A 25,428-nucleotide genomic window follows, 5' to 3' on the forward strand; every position below is an offset into this window, starting at 1 on the left:
AACCGGTAAAGGTATGACCCGTCCATGTTGGATCTGCTGGTGCCGTTGCGGCGGAGCCGTAGTTGACGGATTCTGTTTTCAATTCTGTGCCATCGTGATCTTTGAAGACGACGTTATAACTATTGATGTTATACTGTGCTGTTACGGTTAATGCTGATGTAATGTTATCATATGCCACATCCCAGCCTGTGAAGGTATAACCCGTACGTGTCAGATCTGATGGCGCGGTGGCGGCGGAACTGTAGTTAACGGATTCTGTTTTTAGCTCTGTTCCTTCATAGTCTTTAAAGACGACATTGTAACTGTTGATCGTGTATTGTGCTATTACCGTTAGCGCCGATGTAATATTAGTATATGCGACATCCCAGCCTGTAAAGGTATAACCTGTGCGGCTTGGATCCACTGGAGCAGTTGCTGCTGAGCCATAGTTGACGGTTTCTGTTTTTAATGCTGTGCCATCGTGATCATTAAAGACGACGTTGTAACTGTTGATGTTATACTGCGCTGTTACCGTTACCGCTGATGTAATGTTATTATACGCAACATCCCAGCCTGTGAACGTGTAACCTGTGCGGCTTGGATCTGTTGGCGCGGTTGCGGCGGAGCCATAGTTGACGGACTCTATTTTTAATTCTGTGCCGTCGTGATCTTTAAAGACAACATTATAACTGTTGATGCTATATTGTGCTGTTACCGTTAGCGCCGATGTAATGTTGTTGTACGCCACATCCCAGCCTGTGAAGGTATAACCGGTGCGCGTTGGCTCTGATGGCGCGGTTGCGGCGGAACCGTAGTTGACGGATTCTGTTTTTAGTACCGTTCCTTCATAGTCTTTAAAGACCACATTGTAACTGTTGATTGTATACTGCGCCGTTACGGTTAGTGCCGATGTAATGTTGTTGTACGCCACATCCCAGCCTGTGAACGTGTAACCAGTACGTGTTGGATCCACTGGGGCTGTTGCCGCGGAACCGTAGTTGACAGACTCTGTTTTTAATGCTGTGCCATCGTGATCATTAAAGACGACATTGTAACTGTTGATGCTGTACTGTGCCGTTACCGTTAGCGCCGACGTGATGTTGTTGTACGCAACATCCCAGCCGGTGAAGGTGTAACCTGTGCGTGTCGGATCTGATGGTGCTGTTGCGGCGGAGCCATAGTTGACCGATTCTGTTTTTAGTTCCGTTCCTTCGTAGTCCTTAAAGACGACATTATAACTGTTGATCGTATACTGCGCCGTTACGGTAAGTGCCGATGTGATATTATTGTACGCCACATCCCAGCCTGTGAACGTGTAGCCAGTGCGGCTTGGATCTGCTGGTGCCGTTGCTGCGGAGCCATAGTTGACGGATTCTGTTTTTAGTTCCGTTCCTTCATAGTCTTTAAAGACGACATTGTAACTGTTGATGCTGTACTGTGCCGTTACCGTTAGCGCCGATGTAATATTATTGTACGCCACATCCCAACCTATGAATGTGTAACCAGTACGTGTCGGATCTGATGGCGCTGTTGCTGCGGAACCGTAGTTGACAGACTCAGTTTTCAATTCTGTGCCATCGTGATCTTTGAAGACGACGTTATAACTGTTGATGGTATATTCTGCCGTTACCGTTAGCGCCGACGTAATGTTATTATATGCCACATCCCAGCCGGTGAACGTGTAGCCAGTGCGGCTTGGATCTGCTGGTGCCGTTGCTGCGGATCCATAGTTGACGGATTCATTTTTTAGCATCGTACCATCATGGTCTTTAAAAGTAACCGTATAGCTATTAATTGTATACTCTGCCGTTACCGTCAACGCCGATGTGATGTTATTATACGCCACATCCCAGCCCGTGAACGTGTAACCAGTGCGTGTCGGATCTGCTGGTGCGGTTGCGGCGGCGCCATAGTTGACGGATTCTGTTTTCAATTCCGTTCCTTCGTAGTCTTTAAAGATGACATTATAACTGTTGATACTATATTGTGCCGTTACAGTTAATGCCGATGTGATATTGTTATACGCGACATCCCAGCCTGTAAAGGTATAACCTGTACGGCCTGGATCCGCTGGCGCGGTTGCGGCGGCGCCATAGTTGACGGTTTCTGTTTTTAGTTCCGTTCCTTCGTAGTCCTTAAAGACGACGTTGTAAGTGTTGATCGTGTATTGGGCAGTTACCGTTAAATCTGTTGTGACATTATTATACGCCACATCCCAGCCTGTAAAGGTATAACCTAAGCGGGTTGGATCTGTCGGTGCGGTTGCGGCAGCGCCATTATTGACCGTTTCTGTCTTTAAAGTTGTGCCTTCGTAATCTTTAAATGTTACTGTATGTGTATTGGAGGTATAAGTCGCTGAAACTGTTAAGTTTGCTGTAATATTCGTAAAAACCGTATCCCAACCTGAAAAAATATAGTTTTCACGCGTTGGATCTGTTGGCGCTGTTGCTGCCGAACCATAGTTAACGGTTTCTGCTTTCAGTGTCGTGCCGTCATGATCTTTAAAAGTCACCGTATAGCTGTTGATACTGTACTGCGCCGTTACGGTTAATGCTGCTGTGATATTATCATATGCCACATCCCAGCTCGTGAATGTATAACCCGTTCGCGTTGGACTTGGAGTTGGTGCCGTTGCAGCGGCACCATAGTTAACGGATTCTGTTTTCAGTGTCGTGCCGTCATGATCTTTAAAGGTGACGGTATAACTGTTAATACTGTACTGCGCTGTTACCGTCAAATCAGAGGTGATATTATCATATGCTACATCCCAGCCTGTAAAAGCATAACCTGTACGTGTTGGATCTGAATCCGGCGGTGTCGCCGATGTACCATGATTAACAGTATCTGTTTTTAAAGTTGTGCCATCATGATCTTTAAATGTCACCGTATAGGTACTTATGGTGTAGGTTGCTGTTACCGTTAAATCTGAAGCGACATTTGTAAAAGCGGTATCCCAACCAGCAAAATCATAGCCTGTACGTGTTGGATTAGCAGGTGCAGTGGCATCATTGCCACCATAAACAGATTCTGTCTTCAATACCGAACCTTCATAATCTTTAAAAGTAACCGTATACAGCGTTGGCGGTACTGCTGACGACTCTCCAATTGTAAAATTAAGAATATTAAAATTGTTATGATTTGTATCCGTATCCGCCTGAATTGTATACGTAATTCTAAATTTATCAATCGGCTGATTCGCCGCAACTGAGTAATCAATATTGAGATCTACTTCATTCGCTTCGTTCAATTTCGTATACGGTGTTGTTTGAAATACCTGGACACCATCTAAATAGCCTGTAACGGTTACGTCATAATAGGATCCATTGTTCGAATCATCATAATCACCCATATAAATATGCGCTAATTGAAAATTATCCAGACCATTTTGTGCAACCATATCAAAATATACAGTTTCGGTGATATTTTCACTACTGCTTATAAAAGCACCATATTGATCTGCATTCAAACCAGCCCTAGAAGCTGATAAATTAAAATACCTATCACCGCTATCAATAGAGCCATCATCTTTAACCGTTGCATCGTTAAACGTCTGTACGCCATCCGGCAACGCTTCCGTAAAAGCCAATTGTATTACTAGCCCAACACTTATTAAAGCTAAGATGATCAATACCTTCCCCAATTTTTTCATTAGTACACCTCCAAAAGGCTTATTCTACATGATCCATTTATATAGCTAAAGTTCGTTTATTAGTTCATTCAGAGTATTCACTTCAAGACTTCTCTCTTATTAGTGAGTAACGACATTGTACCTAGTTTTTACCCAATAAACACACATCAAACTAAAATCATGCAAAAACGCACTTGTTTTTTCAGAGGAGAACAAAATTGACAAACTAACACTGTTAGTTTAGAATAGAGTAGATTAATGCATATTATTAATTTTGGAAATTATTAATTTATTCGTATACAAGGAGTTTTCCAATGCGCAAAAAAGGATTGTCCTCAGAACTGATTGTCGATGCCGCTGTAGCATTGATCAAAGAAAAAGACAGCGCAATTTTTTCTGTCCGAGAATTGGCATTAAAACTGGATGTCAAAGCGGCGTCGCTCTATAATCATATTGCTAGCGTTGACGATGTCAATTTGAAAGTGGCGGAACGCGTCTCAGATAAAATTAACGACCTCCTCGTCGAAGCGACAGAAGGCAAAAATCGTGAAGATGCCATCCGCGCTATGGCATATGCCTATTACCACTATGCACTGGAAAATCCGCAACTCTATCACTTTATCATTGGACTTCCTGCTCTGGATCAGGACAATGGCATCGGCAAAGTGGGCAAACAGAGCATTCGAGTTATACGGGCACTCATTCATCGCTATCGTATTTCCCATGAAGAAGCGGTTCACTTTTCGAGATGTTTCAGAGGGGCACTGCATGGGTTTGTCATGCTTGAAACGACGGGATATTTTACTTGTTACGGTTTAAGCCCCGAAAGCAGCTTTAAATTTTTAATAGACGGTTACACGCGCTGGATTCAAGATTTAGAGAATCATCACATGCAATCAAATGACATCACAGAAAGGGATATGACAACAAATGAAACATGAACTCACCGCTAGAGAAAAGCAAATATTTATCGAAATGCCCCCGCTTCAATCCGTATTGACACTTGTTGTTCCCACCGTACTCAGCCAAGTGATCATCGTCATCTATAATCTAGCTGATACGTATTTTGTCGGTCGTGCCAATAATCCGTCCATGGTTGCTGCCGTTGCCATTTGTATGCCGCTTTTATTAATGATTACCGGCATGGCAAACTTATTTGGTATCGGGGGGTCAAGCACGATCGCTCAAAGTTTGGGCACCAATAATTTCAAAAGGGCGCGAAGCGTTTCTGCATTTGCCATTTGGGGCGCTGCCGGCATTATCCTTACATATTCTCTTGTATTGCTTTTTTTTAACCGTCCAATCTTAATGCTTTTAGGGGCCAATGCAGATACTTTCGGCTATTGCTACCACTATATGTTTTGGATTACCATCATCGGTGGGCTTCCAACCATTATGAATACGTTGCTTGCGCATCTCATCCGTTCAGAGGGGGCTTCAAAGGAAGCGAGCTTTGGCGTCTCCATGGGTGGCATTATTAATCTCTTTCTTGATCCGCTCTTTATGTTCGTCATATTACCGCCTGGACATGAAGTCACAGGTGCTGCAATGGCAACCATGGTTTCAAACTTCGTTGCAACAGCTTATTTTCTCATTTATATCTATCGTCACCGCAAAGGCTCTGTACTGTCTTTTAATCCTAAGTACATCTCTTTGGGCGACAGGATTCCAAATGACGTTATTTCAATTGGTTTACCTTCCTTCTTTATGACTATCCTCGCCAGTTTTTCTAATGCGGTCATCAACAATTTGTTTGCCCACGAAAGTTCAGCTGCCATTGCCGGCATGGGAGTTGCCAAGCGAATCAATATGCTCTCTTTCCGTGTGTCGACCGGAATCACTCAGGGATCACTGCCGCTGATTGCTTACAGCCATGCCGCTGAAAATTATGATCGCATGAAAAAAGCCATCGTACGCGCTGCGATGCTCGCCGTTGGCTTTTCTTCTATTTATATGTGTCTTTCTTACGCTTTTGGAACACATCTTGTTCGCTTCTTTATTAATGATGCCGATACGATCGCCTATGGTTCTCGATTTATCCGCATTATTTGCTTTGCCCTGCCGCTGGCTTCAACCTCAATGATTGCCATGATGCTGTTTCAAGCAACATCCAATCGTTTGCAAGCCACGTTAATGTCCATGCTTCGGAAGGGCATTCTTGATGTGCCGCTCATGTTTATCTTAAACGGTTTTATCCCACTCTACGGCGTCGCCTACGCAACGCCGATTGCCGAAGTCATTTCATGTCTTACAGCTGTGGTGCTGGTTAGTAAATACCTGCGGAATTTGGCAACGCCGGAATCGGAAGTGGGGACATTGTAAAATTTTTTACACATTTATTCTTATTTTATTTTCTCGAATCATTTTGACAGTATTTGCTATGGCAACAAGCAAAAGACTACCAAATTGGCACGTTTTATAACGTTCTTTTATTAAGCTCATCCATCATGGCTGGTCTATTTGCATAGGCAAAGCGCCAGCGCTTAACAATTTCATCAACCATCGCCTTGCCGCCATCAAGTGTATTCATATGGCGTAAAATGCTCACCAGCTGTTGATAATGTTTTCTTCCTCCGGTGTGCACTGCCATTTTGTTGACTTCTAAAGCGTATTTCTCCAGAATCTCTTGAGGGTACAGTGCAATCAGTGACGCTTCATATGCGCCCAGCATATAAAGCCCGTTTGTCTGCAATACTCGCGTCAACAGTCTATCGAAGAGGTTCTCTTCAATTAAAAGCGGCTCAATGTTCGCATACTTTGGCAGTTCATTAAAAATATGTTCTCTCATTTCAAGCCATGTCTCATGACGATATAATCCTTTCAGTTCTCTAAAATAATCGAGTTCAGCTGGGCTGTCCTTTAGAACAAGCTGCCACAATTGCGCTTTATATGCCTCTTGATTATTCGTTTTTTGATACAAGTTCTTAAGCTTAATACTGTACCTATGCAGTAGGCCTCTATAGGCTGAATCCATCTGGTAGCTTTCTTTCAAAACACAGATGGCTTCATGATCATTGCCACTTTTGATGCAATGCTCAATATAAACTTCTCGAACATCGGATAATCGCCAGTGCGCTTTTGCATACGCCTTGATTTCTGATGCATTGCAATGTGTCTTCTCCATTAACCCCATATGCTGCTGCGCCCAATAACCCGCGCGATGCTGTTGATACCAGGAATCGCTATTCGATACTTCATTGTCGTGTACTTTTTGGTCCGTTAGCTTTAGCTTTTCTTGAATGAAAAACGGCTCTTCAAAAAATGTCATTAACATGTTTTCCAGATAGCTTTCCATATAGTCCACAATTGAACCATCCAGATGCTCAACGAACCATTTGAAAAATGCTTTTTTCGTCTCAAAATCTGATTGGTTTATCAGTTTCTGCCATATTTCATTGCAATACGCTGCCAGCACACTTAAGCACCCGCTCGAATCATCCATATCCACTTGAGAAATCGTTACAAACACATAAGATGTCAATTCAAATGCCGAAATATTTTCATGGTTTGTAATCATCATCTCTACATGAGCCTCTAACAGTTCATATAGTTCGTCTATCAAACGATTTGCTTCATTATAATTGATAAACCCATGGCGATCTGTATATTGATCGATGATGGTATCCACTTGTTCTTTGTATCGGTCAAGATCTTTCGGTGATAACGCCATCTTCATGTACTGCTTAAATTGCAAAAACATTTTTTCATCTGCAGCAAGCATCTCAACCAGAAACGTCTTTAATCGCCCCACGTCTGCATTTGTAACAGCAACGATCACTTCATCTTTGACTGAGGTATTCACCACTTTTTGTATGTCAAGCATCTCCTGATGTTCATCTTGGAACTCAGAATCCCATTCATACAATACTGCCGCCATATGCTTGCAAAAATTCCCACTCCCTGCATATGGACATGAACAATCCATTGATAACACCATACCATCTTCCACCTGGATTTCAACTTCATAATCTTCTGAGCCATATACCGCAGCAGAAATAATGCCATCCTGTATTTCAAAAGATTCGACGGCGCCCTCACAGTAGTAGTCATAGCCTCTGTCCAGTATGTGCTTTTGAAACATTTTTTGCCAGTTCATTTGAGTCATCACCTATCCCACCAATCTTTTTGATATTAACGTAAAATGCGACTGCATCCATTTGTCAAAGTAACGCAATGTGCCTTCTAAAACCATCCGTCGATTACCGGTCGAAACCGGAAGATTTTATTTCGTCCGATCATAGGTCTTTAGCACGTATGTCGTTGCCCTCCCTCTCCCAATCTGAGCTATTAAGTTGAGTTCTCTTAAACGACCCAACAAGTCAATCGTTTGAGACTTCTTAAGCCCTAGGGCGTTTTCAATCGCTGATCGACTCAGCGCATCCCCTGTTTTGAGCAACGTATAAATCATCTGTTCATTTTCATTTAGATTATATGCTTCTGAGTCGACCGGACGATAATACTTTTCTTCCGGTTGATTCGTTTTTGGCAATATCACAACAATGCTATTTTCGTTGATTTCAAACAACGGCTTTTTATCATAATTGCGATAGTTTTCTTTAATCCTTCGAATACCTGTCGCTAATTTCTCAACGATTTTTAGTCTTAAAAAAATATCTGCCATAATTTGATTTCTAGGTATGGATACCCGACCATCTAAATATTCGCTTTCTGAAATACCTACTGGAAGACCACCCGGGGAAACGATCTCAATACGGTTCCCAAATATTTCAATACGAATATCAACTTGCCGCGAATAGTCTCTATGCACAATTGCATTGGCAACGGCCTCACGATATGCTACTAAAGGAATTTCCTCTACTGTTTCTCTGTAAGGTCCTTTGATAACTTCGGCAATATTTATATGCTTCCTATAAAAAGCGATACAGTCATCGTACTGTTCCAAGACAGAAACGTTTTCTAAATTTTGTCTATCCTTTATACGCGTAACGCTTTCATCTTCATAGGCAACTAATTGAATTTTAGAAGATTTTAGCGGATTCGCATCTGACAAAAGTGCAGCTGCATTATTAAAATGTCCCTTAGATTTCAATCTTAAAGTGACGAGCAAATCATCTGAAACATTTATAATATCCATCTTTTGGACCATTTTTTCTTCAAGTTTCTTAAATGTCAATTTTTGATTTTCCGACGGCAGTGTCTCAAAACTCAAATTTCTTCCAAGCAAAATCAGTTCTTGGTATGCATGACGGTCTACTTGAACACTTGAGGTATCCATTCGCTTATACGCCCTATTCTCTAGTAAATACGGCGTTTGGTCACCTTTGTATACCTTCAGCACCACAACCGTTTTATCTTGTATTAACATTTCGTTTATTTCATAGTAGGGCCTTGGTTTAATCGCATCATTTATAGCATTTTCAATACTTAAACGGATATCTGCCGCATCAATAACCCCTACGACAATCCCTTTATCATCTAATCCTACAACAATATGGCCATCATGATAATTTGCAAAAGCACTCACAGTCTTCAGCATTGTTTTTGTATAATCTCTCTTATATTCAACATATTTAGATTCACCTAACAGCAGTTCAGAAATTATCAATGGTCATCCTCCATTCTTCCGGTCGAAACCGGAAGATTTTTTTTCTTCCGGTTATAGTTTATCATGAATAGCCATAAGTGGCAATTTGAAATCGCAGCTACTATACCACTTTCCACCATTATCGTAAGATATGTTAAATGCTAACCCTATAGCCTCGAATAAGGATAACCGATTTTATAATATAACCTGAAAACATTTTATGAATCTAATTATTTTTATGGTTATAACCATAAAAACTTTATTTAGGAAAATACTGTGAATGATACAATACTTTTAACCCTTCGTTCACTGCCAGACCATCTAGAAGCCAAGAAAACGCTCGCCGCGTCAGATTTCTTACTTCAAGCTGATTGCGTGTGTATTCAGCAGCCCTCACATTTGATTTTATAACATAACAAAAGCATGATTTTAAATCTTTTTCGAGTATAGTCGAATAAATATTGATATTATTTGTTTTTTCGTCTATACTCCATTTAAGAGGTGGTGTTATGAAAAATAGAAATCTTTATCTTAATCAGCTCATTCAGTTCAGGGACAAAGAATTAATTAAGGTAATCACCGGTTTAAGACGTTCAGGTAAATCAACCCTACTTTCACTTTTCGAAAATTATCTGGTCGCTAGCGGTGTTGACAGGAAACATATTATCCGGATGAACTTTGAGTCATTTGAGTTCGATGAAATTACCAGTTATAAGGAACTCCATGCATACATTAAAAAACACATTAATGACACAAATAAAAAACATTATATTCTTCTTGATGAAGTCCAACAGGTATCTTCATGGGAAAAGGTTATTAATTCTTTCCTCGTTGATGCTAATGTCGACATCTATATAACCGGGTCAAATGCATATCTTTTATCTTCAGAACTTTCCACATTGCTATCGGGCAGGTATGTTGAGATTAAAATGCAGCCGTTATCCTTTAAAGAGTATCTAGATTTCTTGGAATCAGACAAAGAAATGAGTCTCCAAGAAAAATTTAATCAATACCTGACGTACGGTGGACTTCCCACTGTCGTTCAACTACTAGATAGTCCAGATACAATCGGTCCTTTCCTAGAAGGCATCTACAATACTGTGCTTATGAAAGACGTTATTGAAAGAAATGGTGTCCGGGATGCCGCCCTTCTTGAAAGTATTTTGAAATTTATTGCTGCCAATATCGGCAGTATCGTCTCCACTAAAAAAATAAGCGACTATCTAACCAGTAGTGGTAGAAAAACAACGAGTGATACGATTGATAATTATCTGAAGATGCTTGAAAATGCATTTATCATCTACAAAGCAAATCGCTACGACTTAAAGGGGAAGATGTTTCTAAAGACACTTGAAAAGTATTACATCGTGGATATGGGTATCCGTAATAGGCTGACAGGCCTACGTAACACAGATTATGGCCATGTTTTAGAAAATATCGTTTATCTGGAACTATTAAGACGTGGCTATGAGGTGACTATTGGAAAAATTGCTTCCTTGGAAGTTGATTTTGTCGCCTCAAAGACTAACGAAAAAATCTACTATCAAGTTTCAGCTACAATTATGGATGAGAAAACGAGAGTTAGGGAGCTTAGACCTCTAGAATCCATCTCTGATAATTATCCAAAATTCATACTCACCATGGACCAAACACCATTCAATGATTTCGCAGGCATTAAAGTGATCAATATCATCGATTTCTTACTTGAGTCATTTTAGCTCCTTAATTGGGGCTTTTTCTATTAAGTTCTCAAATCCGCAGCATTTAATCCTTCTCAATCCCCTTTATCTTACGATAAACCAAAAATGCACCAATAAGCAGTGCACCAAATACAATCGTCGTTATGGGGAGATTGCCATAAGGTACATGAAGCTCATCTAATAGTTTGCAAATCAGATCTGCCAGATCGCCGCCGCCAAGTAAAACGGCTAAAAAAGGGCCCAGTTCTGTGATCTGCTTGATTCGCTGCTCTTTTACCTTGTCCTCTTCCTGATTTAGAATATCTGTAATGGCATCAAGGCCAGTGATCTCAAATTCCAGTTCTTTTAGCAGTGCATCAATCCCCAGCGTCTTTTGCACTTCTAAGTAAAAGCGATGATACAGACTATTGTTTGAAATATCCATGTAAACGCCTGTAAGCATTAACGCTGCGATATCACTTCGGATTTTAATGAGGTTTGCCCGAATTTCCTGCTTATGTTTTTGAAAATCCCGTCCCCTCATTTTGTTATTAATCTCTGCGCCGATATGAATCAGGGTAAACCGCTGGTTTAAAATCATCAGGTAAATATAAAAATAGAGATTGGCGATGCCCAGTGGATTGGAAGCTGCAAAGCTGTTTTCCAAAAATGTATTCGTCGTGGAATCCTCGCCCAAAACACTAATATTGGCAATTCCTTCACGGGAAACACTCCACATCAGGTTATCAAAATGCTTGATCAAGCTCGCTTCAACACTCTGTTCACTGCAATTATATGAATGCTTATAACCTTTTCCAAGAAGATATGCCCTTCTCTCTGTCTCCGCTATTGGACCATCAGTGTTGGTCAGCAAGACAGTAGCGAAAACAAGTGCTTCTACGGGATAATGAACTGACGGTTGATCCTTCATCTCCTGTCCGCCATCTTCTAAAAAAGACGTAATGGTCAAAGGGGACAAAACCGCATCAAAGAGTGCAAAGAGATCGACGTTAGAAACCTCAAAATCATCCTTGCCTTTCTTTTCGTGGTATTCTAGGCTTCGGAGCTTATTCGTCTTGAGTGCCTGCAAAAAGTAACTGGCACCAATATATAAATCAAGATCATCATGACGAATATCATACGTTGTCACCAAAAAACCCATGCCTGAATGAAACAGATAAAGTTCTACCTGATCAATATTGAATACATACTTTTCATGCCCCGTTTCCTTGGCATTGCCTTCAATGACAAAAAAATCCTTTCTGCGCTTGTTAACGGGGAAAAAATGCGGCAGTGTGCCATTATCGACACATTTGAATTTCTTCAAAATATTATTTTCTTGCTTTAGATTTTGCTTGATGTAATCGTGAATTTTCGTCGACCCCTGCAACACATCATCTACCGGCACAAATCTCTGATCATTTGAAAAAACCGTGTCCAGCGTTTCAAAATCATTCTCGAACCGAAACGGCAAAATATGGCGTGTAATCGCTTTGCTAATTTGAGCTTGCTTCATATGCCGCCTCCCTCTAATAAACCTTTCAAAATAGCCTTCGCCTTGCGCGTATAGTAAAGATTGCCGTTATCGCGCATCGTTTCGAAACTTCTCTCCAAGAAATGAATGCCCTCATCTTTTGCATGATGGGTAATCAGCCACTCACCGTAAACTAAGAACTCTCTGGCTATTGATTCGGTTCTTAACAGAGAAGCGCCATTCAGCATCTCACTAAACATCTCTTTCGTCTTCGCATGATTGCCCTTAAATATAAAGGCTCTTGCCTCCAGTTTTTGTTTGGTTGACACTGCACCATACTTTTTAAACCATTCATTTTTCATGGCATCCTGATAGTTGTCGAAAAACAGCTGTTCATTTTTTTCGGCAAAGGCAATCATCGCGACATGGACATACAAATTGCAAATCCACCTTCGCGCCCTTTGATCCGTCAGTTTATGGCTCTCAAAGCAATGCATGGCATCATCTAATCGTTTCAAGCAATCTTCAGCCGGTAATAAATCTGCATGATAACGGTAAACATCCAGCACACAATACGAAATATAATACCCTACAAGATCATCAACACGCTTTGACGCCTCACCGCTTTCACTTAAAAAGTCTGACGCCGTTGCCATGTCGCCTCTTAAATAGTAAATATAGCCAATCTCATATTTCGTCTGCGCCAGCAGTGATTGATTCGATGTATTTGCCGCTAAACTTTTCTGGAGCCACTGCATCGCATCCTCAAGCTTTTGTTCACGTCGTAGCAGCCCGCCCAGATACTGACACATGCCGCTGACTGTTTGGCCATCCAGATGCACGTCGGCTTCTTCTGAAACACCCGCTAATAAGAAGTTTTGATAGAAGCTGCGATCCTGTCGATACATGAGAAAGGCATTGATCTGCTCTAGACTGATACCATTTACGTTTCTCTGCATCTTCTCGAAATGCTTTAAAAAAGCACGAACGATTGCTTCACCGTTATTGTCGACTGACAGCGCCAACCGATACGTATCATAAAAGTCATCGACAATGGCTTCCGGCATTTGAGCGGCTAGTTTCCGCATCATGAATGCATCATCCTGCAAAAACGCCATTAAATCCGTTAGTGCACTTTCATAATTCATTTCAATCAAATGCCGCATGCCCCAGCGTTCGATATACCGCTTCAGCACATCAGACAGCATTTGATAATCTTTGATCATGCGGTAAAAGGCGCGTTCGCTGCTCTCGGTGATATAGCGATTGGTCGCATTTACCTTTAAATGTTCATATAAACTATGATGGTAAAGAATATAGCCGTAATCCCCATCTGAACGGCTCACAACTCTGAGCATCATCATCAGTGTTCGCATCATACCGGATACAATATGCGCTGCATCCATATTGTCAATGAGAAGATCCCGCTGAATAAGATAGGCTTTGATAAACGATTCCGAAACGGGCTCTTTTGAGACGGCAATACAGCCAATGGCAGGGCTTTTTAACTGACTGACAAAATCGGTGCCCGACTGTACCAATAATTGCTGGTAATACTGATCAATGGACTGCGGCAATGGATAACTGCCGTCAAATGCCTTAATCTTGCCCGACAGAATGTCCCCAACTAAGTATTTAAGATAGATTGGCAGTCCTTTTGAAGCGCGAATCGCATGTTCGATAAAGGGATTGATGACTTCATCGTCATGGTCTACATCCGTTAAAATCAGTCTTTTGCGCAGCCGTCCCATTTTTTGGATCAGCAATTCCCGCACATCATCTCTCGACATCGACGGCACGCCTTCTTTAAAAATGCTAAGGCAAGTTGCTTCATTAAATTTCTCTGTGATATTGGAACGCCCTGCACAGATCCATTGGACGTTCGGCAGAATCAGCCCATTTTGTATCATATCAATAACCGACAAATCATTTCTGCTTAGTTCATCCATCCCATCGAGCATAATCACTACTTTATGATCTTCTTTAATCTGCTCCAGTAATGCAGATAGCGTCCCCAGTGTAAAATCTTTGGTTTTAACAGATGCCTGCCTGTAAATACCATCCCACTGCATAAGTCTTTCCGCTAAAAAAGTGATTAATGACTTTTTTGAGCAACGGTCGTCACCGGATCTAAAGCGATAACCCAGCAAACAAACAGAAGGATCACTATTATTTTTCAGCCAATCGTAAACACTCGACAAAATGTAGGATTTTCCCGCACCGGCATTGCCGTGTATCCAAAGAATACGGTCTGAAACGGTTTTGGTGGTCTCAATAATCTTATCGCGCTCATTGGTTCTGCCAATGCATTCAGCGGCATCTTTCAGAAAATCCTGTTCAAAACCTCTAATTATAAAAGGTTTTTGCTGTTTTCTCTCGAATGAATCTGTGGAAAAAAGTTTTTGAAAGGACTGTAGTGCTTCTGTTCCTGATTCTACTGCAAAAAGAACATTTGAACCAATCGGTGTATAATTTAGCGCTATTTCGCCGCGTCTGACATAGAGGTTTTGCCGAATAACCGTATGTTCATCTTCATCTGAAAGGTCATTCGCTTCAATAAAAGAAAATGGCCATAATGTACGAAACCCGTGTGCTGTTTCAACAAAGACATGTTTCTGATCATCTGCATGTGCTGCTATCGCAGATAACGGTCGTTTAACTTTCGGAAAGTCATTCTTATTGCCCACTAAACGCCAATAATGTGCTGTATCCCCTTCAATTTCTGTATATAAATTCAGTGCTTTAATGGTCTCAAGCGACATGACAAATGCTTCAAAATGAGGAATCCAGAATTCACAAAGCTTCTTACTCTTGCCCATCGACTGCCCGCAGCCGTGAGCCAGCTGATTACGCATGCCGATAAGCGACGACTGATCCTCTGCGCCGCTTACAAAGGGCTCCACGATTTCCCAATATGTATTCGCTAACGTAACATAATGCACACTTAACTTTTCAGAAAAGACAAAGCGCGCCATTTCACGCCATTTTCCCAGCGTTGGGTATTCCACCAGTCGCCTTAATTCCGGTAGCACTTTCTGCGCCAATACTTCATCACAGCTCAATTCTGCGATAGCGATGATCACCATGAGCCGAATGGTCAGCTCGGTAAAATCACAGATATGCCACAGCTTTAAGGTATAATTTTGTTCTTCCTCGTACTCTCCTAAAACAGGCGCTAAAACAAAAGGAAATTCATCCTTGTTAAAGGGAACTTCCTCTTTTGACTGCATTGATGCACGCCATGTATCTTCTTTAAAAGCGCTGATAATCTTTGCAGCTTTTCCCAGTGACAGACCAATCGCCCTGAGATCTGCCGCTGTGAGTTCTGCCATGATCTCAAGTGTGATCTCTTCACTTTGGAAAAGTGCTATGAATTCTTCGTTACCTGTTGCGAGTAGGAAATCTTCTATGGTCATGGGGCCTCCGATGATTTATAGTCACAATTATTACAATAATTAATCGACTTTTACATCATTCCACAACCATTAACATAAACGGTAATGGCTGTAGGGGGAATGTGAAAAAGAAAGCTGGGTTTTATTGCATCACCTTCTGATAAAAAGGAATTTTTTCAATCGTTGCTTTATGGAATTTCCCAATAATTAGAATGTCGGGGTGGAGATAGTCTCGATATACTATCATGTTACAAAGGATTAAGATGAAGCTAAATCAAGCTTCTCCATTAATCTCTGCTAAATAAATCTCTTGTGTAGACCTTGTCAACCACATCTTTAATTTCATCGGACAGTCTATTTGCTACGATAACATCAGAGATCTTCTTGAACTCATCAAAGTCCTTAATCACTCTTGAATGATAGAACTCATCTTCATGAAGTGCAGGCTCAAATACAACGACCTCAATACCTTTAGCCTTTATACGTTTCATGACACCTTGAATTGCAGACTGACGGAAGTTGTCAGAATCCATCTTCATGGTAAGTCTGTATATACCAACGATCTTAGGCTGTCTCTTAATGATCATATCTGCGATATGGTCTTTTCTTGTACGGTTAGCATCAACTATCGCAGACATCACGTTTTGAGGCACGTCTTGGTAATTCGCCAGTAACTGCTTTGTATCCTTTGGCAAGCAATATCCACCATAGCCAAAAGAAGGATTATTATAGTGTGTACCAATGCGTGGATCAAGGCCTACACCCTCAATGATTTGTTTTGTATCCAGCCCTCTTACTTCTGCATATGAATCAAGCTCATTGAAATAAGCTACTCTAAGTGCAAGATAGGTGTTAGCAAATAACTTGATCGCTTCTGCTTCTGTTGCACCTGTATAAAGAATCGGAATATCTTTCTTTATAGCTCCTTGACCCAAGAGTTCAGCAAACACTTTTGCTCTCTCTGACTGCTCACCCACTACAATTCTTGATGGATAAAGATTGTCATATAAAGCCTTGCCTTCTCTTAAGAACTCTGGCGAGAAGATAATGTTCTCAGTGTCAAACATTTCTCTTACTTTTTCTGTATATCCAACAGGTACTGTTGATTTAATAATCATCACAGCATCTGGATTGATCGATAATACATTTGCAATTACAGCTTCAACAGTTCTTGTGTTGAAGTAGTTTTTCTCTGGATCATAGTTCGTTGGTGTTGAAATGATGACATAGTCCGCATCTTTATAAGCCTCAAAATTATCTGTAGTTGCTATTAAGTTGAGATCTTTTGTTACTAGATACTCTTCAATTTCAGGATCGATTATTGGAGACTTTTTATCGTTTATCATGTCAACTTTGTCTTTAATTATATCCAAAGCGATAACCTCATTATGCTGTGCTAAGAGTATGGCATTGGACAGACCAACGTAACCTATTCCAGCTATTGTTATTTTCATTGATTCTTACCCCCTTGTTATGTAAGGTCTCAAAAACCAAGACCTAATAATTCATAATCGAAAATGGCTATTATTATCATTTAACCTATTTCCAATTCTGAAACTTACTTTTCTACTTTATAATACTCTTCATACCATTCAATAAACTTCTTGAGGCCATCCTCAATACTTGTAAATGGTTTAAAGTTAATGTCTCTCTCAAGATCAGATACATCAGCATATGTCCTAAGAACATCTCCAGGCTGCATATCCATGTAGACTTTCTCTGATTCTTTTCCAATTGCAGATTCTAAAGCGTTTATAAATCTCATGAGTTGCACAGGGTTGTTATTACCAATATTATAAATTTTGTAAGGCGCAAAGCTTGTACTTAAATCGTCCTTACTTTCATCCCAGTCTTTATTGGCAGCAGGCGCTTTATCAACCAGCTTTACAATCCCTTCTACAATGTCATCAATATAAGTAAAGTCTCTTTCCATCTTTCCATGATTAAAGACTTTGATAGGCTTTCCGGCTAAGATGTCCTTTGTGAATGAGAAATAAGCCATATCTGGTCTTCCGTATGGTCCGTAAACTGTGAAGAATCTAAGTCCTGTTGTTGGAATACCATAAAGATGACTGTATGTATGAGCCATCAACTCATTAGACTTCTTAGTTGCAGCATAAAGTGAAACCGGATGGTCCACATTATGATTTGTGGAAAATGGCGCTACCTTATTGCCACCGTAGACAGAGCTTGAAGAAGCATAAAGTAAATGCTCTACTGGATAATTTCTGCAAGCCTCTAAGATATTCATGAAACCAATAAGGTTTGAATCTACATAAGCATAGGGATTCTCTATAGAGTACCGCACTCCTGCTTGAGCCGCTAAATTTATGACGTGAGTAGGCTGGTATGTTTCGAAGATACTATCTACTACAGCCTTATCTTTTAAATCTACTTTATGAAAATTGAAGTTATTATATTTACCTAGGATTTCAAGCCTGGATTGTTTTAGGCTTGGATCGTAATATTCATTCAAGTTGTCAATTCCTATTATCTGATAGGATTGATCTAGTAATTTCTTTGAAAGGTGAAAGCCGATAAAACCGGCTGCACCTGTTATTAGTATTTTCACTTCTGATTACCTCCATCTATGTTAATATTCCCTTAAATACTCAGTTGCTTTTTTTGCTACAACTTTATGCCCATAGGCGTTTAAATGATATCCATCTGAAATGTAAATGCGCTCTAATTCTTCGTTATCCATTAGGCTATAAGGATCTATCAAATTATTACCAAATACTTTTCGCAACACTTCATTGTATTTTGAATATCTATCACTAATCAAAGGTGATTTTTCTCTATACTTTCTACTGGGTTTTGCTATTGCGACAGCAAAAATCTTAGAATTATTAAATTGTGAACAAAACCTATTAAGGTTATTTTCAAACCGATTAATATCCACATATGAAATATCTCGAACAATACTTAGTTTTGAATAATACTTTTTTATAGTTTTACTTAAAATCTTGCTGATAATTCCCAAGTGACTAACTATGCTTAATTCTCTTTTGCTTAATACACGTGGAGCACAATCTACTATGCCTACTTGCAAAATGATTATATCTGGTTTATACAATACAAACTCCTTCTGTAACATTGAAATTAATGCATCCGTATCAAATCCATTTTTAGTACTATAAAAAAATTCACTATCCTGCATATAATCTTTTGCTACCTGATAGCACCATGTATCATCAATATTTATAGTTTCATCTTCATTCCTTGGTGCGCCAAGAGAATCAGTAATAAAAAAAAACCTTTTCAAAATAACAACTCCTTCTAATCAAGTTAATGAATTAAGAATTTTCAGCATTATTGCTAATTACTTTTGCAGGTACTCCTACTGCAATTGAATTATCAGGAATATTATGAAGAACAACTGCATTTGCTCCAATTTGCACATTGTTACCTATCGTTATATCTCCCAGAATACACGCTCCTGCTCCAATTAAAACATTATCTCCAATTCGTGGCGGGCCTTCCCCATTTCTACTTCCAATAGTAACGTTTTGATATATTTTTACATTGTCACCAATAGTTGTGCGACCATGAATCGTTACCCCTAGCCCATAATGTGCAAATACAATATTACTTCCTATAACAACTGATGCAGGAATTTCGCACGAAAATAAAAATCTCGTCAAATAGTTTAAAAATGAAGTTAATCTTGTCATTCTCATCTTATATATTCTCTGTTTAAATCTAAGTAGTTTAACAAATTTTTGTTCATTCATCGGATCACCTCAATATATTTATTTCTTCATATTTAACTCTTTTCATTTTCTCTTTAAAATCATTTTTAAATTCGTAAAATCATTTTTCGTTATTAGAACAATCTTAGATATTGGTACTGAATTTTCTTTGCAAAAATATATTAGTATTGAAATACCGCTAAATGCATAAGATATCACTGAGGTTATTGCAGCCCCTATAATACCTATTTGAGGGATCAAGAAATAATTCAAAATAATATTAAGAACCACTGATATAAATAATATTGTAAAGGTAAATATTTTTTTCCCATCGATTATTAAAATACTACTAATTAACTTAAAAAAAGTCATTGGTATCATGCCAGCTATGGCTACAATTGCAATTATTGCGGAATATGAAAAATCATTGCCATATAAAAGGGTAATGATGCTATTTCCAAATATTATAAAACTTAATAAAGTGATAATATTAATATATAAAGTTATTCTAAGAGCTTTTATTGTTTCATTCATCAAATTTTCTTTAGTACTTCTTGAAAATAATACTTCTTGAATAACATTGGGGATTATACCAATAATGTCAGCGAAATTTACACCAACTGTATAAATACCTATGTTACGGTAATCTAATAAATCCTTTATTATGAAAATATCAACTTTATAATTCAACGTACTTAACAATACTGTAAACATTGGTAATATTCCAAAACGAACTACTTTAAGCATAAAAGGAAAACTAAAATTTTTAACACTAAATTTATAATCCAGTGTTTTAATCGCTAAAATAGCAAAAATAATTTCTTGTAAATATAATAGGGCAAATGTAATATAAACACTTGGCTTAAATATCGAATAGACAATCAATAATCCAGCACTGTATAAAAACAAAGTAGTAATTGTTAAGATATTCTTAATCTTTAAATTCTCGACAAGAGAAATAAAACTTACTTGACGAGAAAAAACCATTATCGGTATCAAGAGGTATATAATTAATACATTTTGGCTCTTGGTTAATAAGGAAAACAAAGATACGAGGAAAATGTTAATAATAAATAAAACAATAGTCAAATTTAAAAAAGCATTCTTCACGTTTTCAATTTTGTTTTTTTTAAAGTTTGGATAAGCTTGATACACACCTAGATTCAGTATTATAACTGCAATATTTATAACATTTAAATAATAAGCATATTCTCCTTTCAATACTGGTCCTAAATACCTATTAATGATTATTGTATTAAGCAACGTCATCAAAAACATTAGTGCTTTTATAGCAAAAGCAAATTTATAATCTCCCATTTTTCCAATCCAATTCTTGAAAGAGTTTATACTCATTTATAATTTGTCCTCTCTCTTATATATAATTTCCATTTTTAAGCTTTTTTTCTTTAGTGACTGACGCTAGATAAATCGCAGATAATGTTATAAACAGATTAAAATGCAGCACATTATACATTGTTGAACCATAATCAGAAATTAAACTCATAATCAAAAATGAGATGAAAAAGTATGACATATGCAAATTAGTTTTATTCTTTAATAACCAAATCTTAACAATGAGATAGATATAAATCCAATACCACCCAATAAACATTATTAATCCACCACTTATAAGCATTTCAATAAAATTATTATGAGCATGAATATATCCAAGCCCAATTTGGTTAAATAACAACCTAGAACTTCCTATACCATAACCAATAAATGGTTTTTGAGCGAATAATAAAAACCCCTCTTTAATTAACGAAAATCGATATTGATCAGAATTCAGCGTAGTCTGATCTACATTTGTTGTATCAAGGAACATACTCAACATAGCCTCTACTCTATAACCAAATACATTATAGATTAAAGGGATTTTAATCGATAAAAAAATAGCTAAAAATAGTATTAATCCACTCAGAACAACGTATGTCAAGAGTTTAGTTGCCTTTTTATGGTTCAGCAAGTATCCATAAATAACGAAAAAAATCAGAGGCAATAACACAGCTTTCCTTCCGCCTGTCATCATGTTCAAGAATAATGATGCTGTCGTTAAACTGATAAAGAAAATTTTATTCTTTCTAGAATAAAAAGTATACCAAATTAAAATTGCAGAAATCAAAATCGAGTAATATGAAAAAGCAGTCGCACCTCCAAACTGTTCTCCCAATGCTCTAGTTCCCAATCTACCACCATTTCCAAATGCTGTCCATTGAGAAAACAATACAAATAATGTAAAACATGATCCCCAAAATACAAAATATCTTAATACTTTTTCTACACTTGCTGTTGCTAAACTTTCATTAGTGAAATATTGAGAAAAAGAGAAAATAATCACAAAAGTCGTAAAGACCGTATAGAGTATTCCATAGTGTAATTCTTTCGCATAAAGAAGGGAAAATGCAGAGAGAAACAAAAACCCAATCTGCCAGATTATTCCTTTGTTTATTGATATCCTTCCACCAAGAAATACTTTTGCAACAAAATATAAAATGAAAAATAAACCCATCATTATATAAACAAAACTAGGTAACAATTTATCAAAAATAAAAGCTCCAATAAAAAGAAACATTACAACATCAGCCATATTATCAAAATTAAGTATATCAAATTGCTTTAGGAATTTTCTTTTCATTTTTGATCTCCATATTGTTTATTTAAAATAAACTGTTCCCATTCAAAATATATTTTATTTCGATCTAAACGGTTAATAATTTTTCTAGCATTATGTCCCATGTTACTAGCTTCAATTGGATTTTTTACCATAAACATCATAGCATTCGCAAGCTCCAAATAATTCGATTTCTCTACTAACAAGCCATTGTAATTGTTTTCTATAAGAAACTTTGCCCCTCCTGGACTACAATCGGTTGATATCACTGGAAGACCAATTGACATGGCTTCGATTAATGAATTTGGGATACCTTCAAAGTCAGAAGATAGAACAAACATAGAAGCACCCTTAATTAATTCAATCACATTAGGGTGAGCACCGGCTATCTGAACTTTATCGCTTAAATGTAATTCTTTGATCATTCTGCGAATCTTTACTTCATCGGGCCCATCGCCATATAAAACTAGTGTATAATCCTCATGATTTTTTGAAAATTCATTAAATGCTTTTATTAATAAATCCTGCCTTTTTTGATATATCCATAGTCTTGCTACAGAAACGATGACCCTCTTACGTGCACCAATATGCTCAGGAAATTCAATATTACTTGGAACTGGATTGGGTATAACTTTACTCTTATTAATTATTAATTTTTGAAAGAAATCTCTTGCACCTTCTGTTTGAAAAACAATCCCGTCGGCACGATTAAATAAAATTCTTTTAATTGTCTTCAAATAAAACTTATTATAATAAGGATCACTTCTTTCAGATATAATAATTTTTCTTTTTCTAGCTTCTTTGCTCAATAAAACATTAATATTGACCATATCATTAAAAGAAATAATAATATCACAATTACTATTTATAACTGCATCATCAATTATTTTTATACATCGACTTCTATAGATAATATTCCTTTTTATCCAATTTGATTGGATCCCCTCAATTTCACTAGTCTTAATTTCAATGTCTTTGTTGATTTGATCCTGTATCTGAATATGATTACTATAAATAAACATAGATACAGAGTGATTCTTTTCTGCTAATGCATTAGCTAAGTCGACAAACCTCCTAGCAGCTCCTCCATATGTCAATGTTTCGGCAATAAACAAAATTTTCAATTAAATTCTCCTTTGCACCAAATTATTAATAATCAAAAAATATTGTAGTAAGATAAAATGTTCTCCGAAACATTTGATTTTTCCTTACCGTACATAAAAGCTTTTTTTGAATATTTTTGGAATTCTGCATTAGTCATTTCCTGATTGTATTGCAATACTTCAATAAATTTCTTGTTATTCTGCAGCTCAATATCCCAACCAACTTGTGCCTCTTCTAGGTTTCTCCAAGGTGTTTGATCACTTATTATTACTGGACAACCTCCAATTAGCGCCTCTGAAATAACATGACCAAAATTCTCTCCTAAAGTTGGAAATAAAAATACATGATGCTTTTTAAAGACGTTAATTATTTCTTCGTGATTTATAATGCCCTGATAGACCACTTTAACATTTTTAGGAAGTAAAGTTATCTCTTGTTTACAATCATTCCAATATTCATTATCCTCAATTGGTCCATATATATTAAAAATAACAGTCCCACTAATTTTACTTAACAACTGGATTGCTAGCTTTAAATTCTTTTTCGGATGTATCCGTGAAACAAATACAACACTCAATTCACCTTTAGATTTTTTTAAATTTTTATCATAAGTTAAATTGCTATAATTAGCTGTTAGATTATTTGCGACGACTATATTAATCTCATCTCCAAATACTTTCTGGATATGCACTTTTTCTGAGTCAGCTGTTGCATGCCAACACAAGTTTTTATATAGTCCAAATATCTTTGAAACAGATATAAATAATCTCTTTTTATTACTTTTTAACCCAAGGGCTCCAGGAAAAAACTGCCCTCTCGGAGCAACTATAATTTTATCAATATCTAATTTTTTAAATTTATTTAGTATAAGAGGTACTATCGAAAATTTATAATCAAAAAAGCTATTTAGATACATCGTTTTGCAATATGAACTGTCTATAATTATTTTCGTTTTTTTTAAATCCAATGTTGAAACGTCTGTATAATAAACATTTGCTTTCCCTACTCTAATCCATTTGTCGATTTCAATATCTTCAAAAGGTTTACTATCCCCAAGATCTCTATCAGTTGCAACAATATAAAAATCAAATTCATCAGATAGATTATCAACAATATTTTTAATTGATTGAATAGGCCCTCCACCTTTTACACTTGGCAGATAATAACCAGCCATGATTAGGACTTTTTTCTTCATTCTATTTCCCCCAAACCACTCTATTCACATAATCTGTATAAGATAATATAATCCTCAACACTTTATCAGACACATTAAGCATACTATAATCTTCAACCAATCTTAAAGTATCTTTTTCTTGAGTCTCTAATATCTCTAGCCCTTGAAGAATTCTCTCTTTCTTTAGTCCAACCATCATTACCGAAGCTTCTTCCATTGCTTCTGGTCTTTCATGGGCTTGTCTAATATTGAGTGCCCTAAATCCAAGAATTGATGACTCTTCGCTGATTGTTCCACTATCACTAAGAGCGGCCTTTGCATATTTTTGAAGTTTCACATAATCATTGAATCCAAGAGGCTTCATAGTTTTAACCAATGGATTGAACTCAATTCCTTTTGCTTCAATCATCTTTCTTGTTCTTGGATGTGTACTCACGATCAAAGGCATCTGATATTTTTCTGCTATCGTGTTTAAGCTTTCTACTAAATCCATAAAGTTCTGCTCAGAACTGATATTCTCTTCTCGATGAGCAGAAACCACAAAGTATTTCTCAGTTTCAAGTCCTAATCTTTCAAGTACATCCGATTTCTCAATATCATCTTTTCTTGAATTAAGAACTTCAAACATCGGGCTGCCAGTCTTAATTACTCTATCTGCAGGAAGTCCTTCTTTTAAAAGGTACTCTCGTGCTATATCACTATATGTTAGGTTGATATCAGCCGTATGGTCCACAATTTTTCTGTTTGTCTCTTCAGGTACTCTCTGATCAAAACATCTGTTTCCTGCTTCCATATGAAAGATAGGAATATGTCTTCTCTTAGCCGCTATTGCACATAAACAGCTATTTGTATCTCCAAGTACTAAAAATGCTTCAGGCTTTACTTCTTCAAGAATCGGATCAATCGTTACTAGAATATTCCCTATAGTTTCTACTGCGGTTCCCGTTGCAGCGTTAAGAAAGTAATCCGGCTTCTTTAAGTTAAAGTCATTAAAAAAGACTTCATTAAGTTCATAGTCATAGTTCTGTCCTGTATGAACAAGAACATGATCAACCGCTTCACATTCATCTAATTTATTAATAACAGCTGACAGTCTGATTATTTCTGGTCTAGTACCAACAACTGTCATGACTTTTAATTTCTTCAT

Annotated in this window: 17 protein-coding genes; 3 read left to right on the forward strand and 14 right to left on the reverse strand. The window is 37.7% G+C overall.

The window, feature by feature from the left end:
* Nucleotides 1–3,628 (reverse strand): InlB B-repeat-containing protein (locus KHM83_RS15475; protein ID WP_213237948.1); only part of this gene is annotated, 3,628 nt, incomplete at its 3' end.
* A gap of 293 nt (nucleotides 3,629–3,921) precedes the next feature.
* On the opposite strand from KHM83_RS15475, the gene KHM83_RS15480 reads away from it, so the two are divergent.
* Both KHM83_RS15480 and KHM83_RS15485 read left to right on the forward strand, forming a co-directional pair.
* Nucleotides 3,922–4,548, forward strand: a complete 627-nt coding sequence (locus KHM83_RS15480; protein WP_213237949.1) for a TetR/AcrR family transcriptional regulator — start codon at nucleotides 3,922–3,924, stop codon at nucleotides 4,546–4,548.
* Entirely contained in the window at nucleotides 4,538–5,929 is a 1,392-nt protein-coding gene (locus KHM83_RS15485) for an MATE family efflux transporter (RefSeq protein ID WP_213237950.1), read from the forward strand. Before KHM83_RS15480 ends, KHM83_RS15485 begins: the two co-directional genes overlap by 11 nt.
* A 94-nt stretch (nucleotides 5,930–6,023) precedes the next feature.
* Here KHM83_RS15485 and KHM83_RS15490 read toward each other — a convergent pair whose 3' ends face one another.
* Both KHM83_RS15490 and KHM83_RS15495 read right to left on the reverse strand, forming a co-directional pair.
* Nucleotides 6,024–7,703 carry an SWIM zinc finger family protein gene (locus KHM83_RS15490; RefSeq protein WP_213237951.1) on the reverse strand — a complete coding sequence of 560 codons (1,680 nt, stop codon included), beginning with the start codon at nucleotides 7,701–7,703 and terminating at the stop codon, nucleotides 6,024–6,026.
* 126 nt (nucleotides 7,704–7,829) lie between these two features.
* The gene (locus KHM83_RS15495) at nucleotides 7,830–9,173 is read right to left on the reverse strand and encodes an RNA-binding domain-containing protein (RefSeq protein WP_213237952.1); all 1,344 of its coding nucleotides are present in this window, start codon (nucleotides 9,171–9,173) and stop codon (nucleotides 7,830–7,832) included.
* Nucleotides 9,174–9,661: 488 nt separating this feature from the next.
* Here KHM83_RS15495 and KHM83_RS15500 point away from each other — a divergent pair, with 488 nt between their 5' ends.
* Nucleotides 9,662–10,870 (forward strand): ATP-binding protein, encoded by a 1,209-nt coding sequence (locus KHM83_RS15500; protein ID WP_213237953.1) that lies wholly within the window; start codon nucleotides 9,662–9,664, stop codon nucleotides 10,868–10,870.
* 46 nt (nucleotides 10,871–10,916) lie between these two features.
* Here KHM83_RS15500 and KHM83_RS15505 read toward each other — a convergent pair whose 3' ends face one another.
* The 11 genes from KHM83_RS15505 to wecB form a co-directional block, all read right to left on the reverse strand.
* Nucleotides 10,917–12,347 carry a hypothetical protein gene (locus KHM83_RS15505; protein ID WP_213237954.1) on the reverse strand — a complete coding sequence of 477 codons (1,431 nt, stop codon included), beginning with the start codon at nucleotides 12,345–12,347 and terminating at the stop codon, nucleotides 10,917–10,919.
* Nucleotides 12,344–15,721, reverse strand: a complete 3,378-nt coding sequence (locus KHM83_RS15510) for a P-loop domain-containing protein (RefSeq protein WP_213237955.1) — start codon at nucleotides 15,719–15,721, stop codon at nucleotides 12,344–12,346. Before KHM83_RS15510 ends, KHM83_RS15505 begins: the two co-directional genes overlap by 4 nt.
* 266 nt (nucleotides 15,722–15,987) lie before the next feature.
* Nucleotides 15,988–17,154 (reverse strand): nucleotide sugar dehydrogenase, encoded by a 1,167-nt coding sequence (locus KHM83_RS15515; RefSeq protein WP_213237956.1) that lies wholly within the window; start codon nucleotides 17,152–17,154, stop codon nucleotides 15,988–15,990.
* Between the two features lie 104 nt (nucleotides 17,155–17,258).
* Nucleotides 17,259–18,272: an NAD-dependent epimerase gene (locus KHM83_RS15520; RefSeq protein WP_213237957.1), complete on the reverse strand. Its 1,014-nt coding sequence runs from the start codon at nucleotides 18,270–18,272 to the stop codon at nucleotides 17,259–17,261.
* A gap of 21 nt (nucleotides 18,273–18,293) precedes the next feature.
* Nucleotides 18,294–18,965, reverse strand: coding sequence for an SGNH/GDSL hydrolase family protein (locus KHM83_RS15525; RefSeq protein WP_213237958.1), 672 nt, complete (start codon nucleotides 18,963–18,965; stop codon nucleotides 18,294–18,296).
* Between the two features lie 31 nt (nucleotides 18,966–18,996).
* Complete coding sequence (locus KHM83_RS15530; protein WP_246543146.1) at nucleotides 18,997–19,434, reverse strand: serine O-acetyltransferase; 438 nt, start codon at nucleotides 19,432–19,434, stop codon at nucleotides 18,997–18,999.
* 42 nt (nucleotides 19,435–19,476) lie between these two features.
* Entirely contained in the window at nucleotides 19,477–20,709 is a 1,233-nt protein-coding gene (locus tag KHM83_RS15535; RefSeq protein ID WP_213237959.1) for an oligosaccharide flippase family protein, read from the reverse strand.
* Between the two features lie 55 nt (nucleotides 20,710–20,764).
* Nucleotides 20,765–22,027, reverse strand: a complete 1,263-nt coding sequence (locus KHM83_RS15540) for an O-antigen ligase family protein (RefSeq protein ID WP_213237960.1) — start codon at nucleotides 22,025–22,027, stop codon at nucleotides 20,765–20,767.
* On the reverse strand, nucleotides 22,024–23,127 hold the full coding sequence (locus KHM83_RS15545; protein WP_213237961.1) for a glycosyltransferase: 1,104 nt from the start codon (nucleotides 23,125–23,127) through the stop codon (nucleotides 22,024–22,026). Before KHM83_RS15545 ends, KHM83_RS15540 begins: the two co-directional genes overlap by 4 nt.
* A 32-nt stretch (nucleotides 23,128–23,159) precedes the next feature.
* Nucleotides 23,160–24,302 carry a glycosyltransferase gene (locus tag KHM83_RS15550; RefSeq protein ID WP_213237962.1) on the reverse strand — a complete coding sequence of 381 codons (1,143 nt, stop codon included), beginning with the start codon at nucleotides 24,300–24,302 and terminating at the stop codon, nucleotides 23,160–23,162.
* A 1-nt stretch (nucleotide 24,303) separates the two neighbouring features.
* A complete protein-coding gene (gene wecB, locus KHM83_RS15555) occupies nucleotides 24,304–25,428 on the reverse strand; it encodes a non-hydrolyzing UDP-N-acetylglucosamine 2-epimerase (protein ID WP_213237963.1) in 1,125 nt (374 codons plus the stop codon).

The sequence above is a fragment of the Fusibacter paucivorans genome (assembly GCF_018390735.1).
Classification (GTDB): Bacteria; Bacillota; Clostridia; order Peptostreptococcales; family Acidaminobacteraceae; genus Fusibacter; species Fusibacter paucivorans.